General features: G+C 71.6%; 5 protein-coding genes. All 5 read right to left on the reverse strand.

The annotated features are described in order from the left end of the window. Window positions 1-238: 238 nt before the first annotated feature. Entirely contained in the window at window positions 239-715 is a 477-nt protein-coding gene (locus tag ACXAGC_RS20245; protein ID WP_474846788.1) for a TRM11 family methyltransferase, read from the reverse strand. Beyond that, window positions 712-1,113, reverse strand: coding sequence for a hypothetical protein (locus ACXAGC_RS20250; protein ID WP_474846790.1), 402 nt, complete (start codon window positions 1,111-1,113; stop codon window positions 712-714). The genes ACXAGC_RS20245 and ACXAGC_RS20250 overlap by 4 nt, the downstream gene beginning before the upstream one ends. Continuing rightward, window positions 1,110-1,370 (reverse strand): hypothetical protein, encoded by a 261-nt coding sequence (locus tag ACXAGC_RS20255; RefSeq protein ID WP_474846792.1) that lies wholly within the window; start codon window positions 1,368-1,370, stop codon window positions 1,110-1,112. Before ACXAGC_RS20255 ends, ACXAGC_RS20250 begins: the two co-directional genes overlap by 4 nt. Beyond that, the gene (locus tag ACXAGC_RS20260) at window positions 1,367-1,735 is read right to left on the reverse strand and encodes a hypothetical protein (RefSeq protein WP_474846795.1); all 369 of its coding nucleotides are present in this window, start codon (window positions 1,733-1,735) and stop codon (window positions 1,367-1,369) included. The genes ACXAGC_RS20255 and ACXAGC_RS20260 overlap by 4 nt, the downstream gene beginning before the upstream one ends. Continuing rightward, window positions 1,728-2,078 (reverse strand): DUF3263 domain-containing protein (locus ACXAGC_RS20265; RefSeq protein WP_474846797.1); only part of this gene is annotated, 351 nt, incomplete at its 5' end. The genes ACXAGC_RS20265 and ACXAGC_RS20260, both read right to left, overlap by 8 nt.

Consider the following 2,078-nt stretch of genomic DNA (forward strand, 5'->3'; position numbering starts at 1 on the left):
CATGAGCTGCGGGCGGTTCACGGTCGCCCCTGGACGAGGCGGCGGATGCGGCGGCGGGCCCGGAGGTCCCACCAGCCGACGCGGCGCCAGAGGTAGCTGGGGCCGCCGGTGAAGACGTCGTTGGCGGTCACGGACACCCACCACTGGCCGCAGTGGCACGGCCAGAGGATCCCGGGGCGGTCCAGGACCGGGCGGACCTCGGCGCAGTAGTGCCGGGGCAGGGGCATCCGGGAGACGGTCATGCCGCCGCCTCCGGCTTCATGAAGGTCACCCAGTGCGTGCGGGCGGTCTTGCCGGATCGGCGTCCGAACAGGGGACGCTCCGGGGTCAGGGCGAGGATCTGGCTGAGCGGGATCTGCGTTTCGGCCCACTTGAAGATGAGAACGCCGTGGGGCTTGAGGACCCGGAAGCACTCGGCGAAGCCCTGCTCGAGGTCGGCCCGCCAGTCGTCGCCTAGGATGCCGTACTTGAGGCCCTGCCAGCCGTTGCCGGCTCGCCGCAGGTGTGGGGGGTCGAAGGCGATCAGGTGGAACGTCCCGTCGGGGAACGGCAGGGACCGGAAGTCGAGCAGAACGTCCGGGCTGATGCTCAGCGAGCGCCCATCACAGAGCACGTGATGCTCGTCGCGGATGTCGCCGAACAGCGCGCGCGGGTCCTCCTTGTCGAACCACATCATTCGGGAACCGCAGCAGGGGTCGAGGATCGGTTCGCTCATGCCTCGTCACCTCCGTTCAGGCGGCGGGCCAGCGCGTGGGCCTGCTCCTCGGTGCACTCGTAGGGCAGATGGATGTCGGGCCAGGTCCCGGAGACGAGAACCCAGTGCTGCCCGGCCAACGTCTGCATGGCTGGCATGGCCATCCAGGTGCGCGGGGGCACGACTGTGCTGCGGAGTGCGTCCTTATGCTCGTTGTGCCAGGCGCGCCGCCGAGACGGGCCGGACAGCTCGGGGGAGATCGCTCCGCATTGGCACATCGCTCGCCCCGGCCCGGCGGTGCTGTTCTCCCACCCGAGGCGGCGCCACACGGTGTTGCCCTCCTCGTCCACGGGAACGCCGCGGCGCGCGAGCGCGTGGCCGGGAATGGCCGGGTTCCGGTTCGTCTGCCTGTCGTTCATGCCCCACCGCTCTCATACTCGTCAGCACGGTCCTGCAGCCACATGTGTGCATTGGTCCGGAGCCTGTGGGAGGCCTCGGCGGCGGCGCGGAGGCCTTCTGCGACGATGAACGGCGCGGCTGCCTTCACAGCGTCCGCGATGAGGTCCAGGTCGTCCGCGGACAAGACGACGTCTCCCTCGTCGTTCCTGCCGCTGCCGTAGACGTCGCAGGCCTTCTCCGCGGCGGAGAGCGCCGCGGTGAGGTCGATGTCGGTCATGGGGTGAGTCCCTTCTTGATCACGGGGCGCTGGGCCCTGAGTCGGTTGGTGCGCTGCCGCTCGACGCGGCGGACGTAGGCGTGGACCTTCTGGATCCGGCGCCCGCGAGCGCGGCGTGCGGCGCGGGGCATCGGGGGGTCGGGGAGGACGGCGACAGGGTCCTGGCCGATGCCGAGCAGGAACCGCTGGCGGAAGTCCTGGAAGGTGGCGGCGGTGATCAGGCGGGTGTGGCCCTGGGCGTCGAGGGCGCGCCGGCGGCGGTCCTCGGCCATGAGCTCGCGCAGCTCGTCGTACTCCTGGTAGGCGGACGGCGCGTCCAGGACGACGCCGCTGTGGTGCGGGGGGAGGTGGGGGGAGTCAGGCACTGCGGTCCTCTCGCTGGGCCCGGAGACGGGCGATCAGGGTGGGTTCCGCGGCGATGGCCGCGGGGTGGTCGATGAGCTGGTTGAGGCGCTGGAAGTAGCCGGTGACGGTGGGGCCGGTGCCGGGGCCGGCGTGGCGGCCGCCCATGATGCGGGCGCACTCCTGCTCCTTGGCGCCCTGGTACTTCCAGGTGAGCTTCTCGTTGGCGAGGATCGCCAGGTCCACCTCGGCGAGCGCCGTGGGGTCCAGGGGAGGGATGCGCGGGCCGGTGGGCTGGCCGGGGGTGGCGGTGAACGCGGTGCCGTGGGTGGGGCAGGAGCCGTCCACGGCGCCGCGGTGCTCGAG

This window comes from Alteromonas sp. AWJ4_197, from assembly GCF_056160285.1.

Coding starts and splice junctions, on each gene's coding strand:
- ACXAGC_RS20245 (WP_474846788.1), bottom strand. CDS start 715: ATGAGCGAACCGATCCTCGACCCCTGCTGCGGTTCCCGAATGATGTGG.
- ACXAGC_RS20250 (WP_474846790.1), bottom strand. CDS start 1,113: ATGAACGACAGGCAGACGAACCGGAACCCGGCCATTCCCGGCCACGCG.
- ACXAGC_RS20255 (WP_474846792.1), bottom strand. CDS start 1,370: ATGACCGACATCGACCTCACCGCGGCGCTCTCCGCCGCGGAGAAGGCC.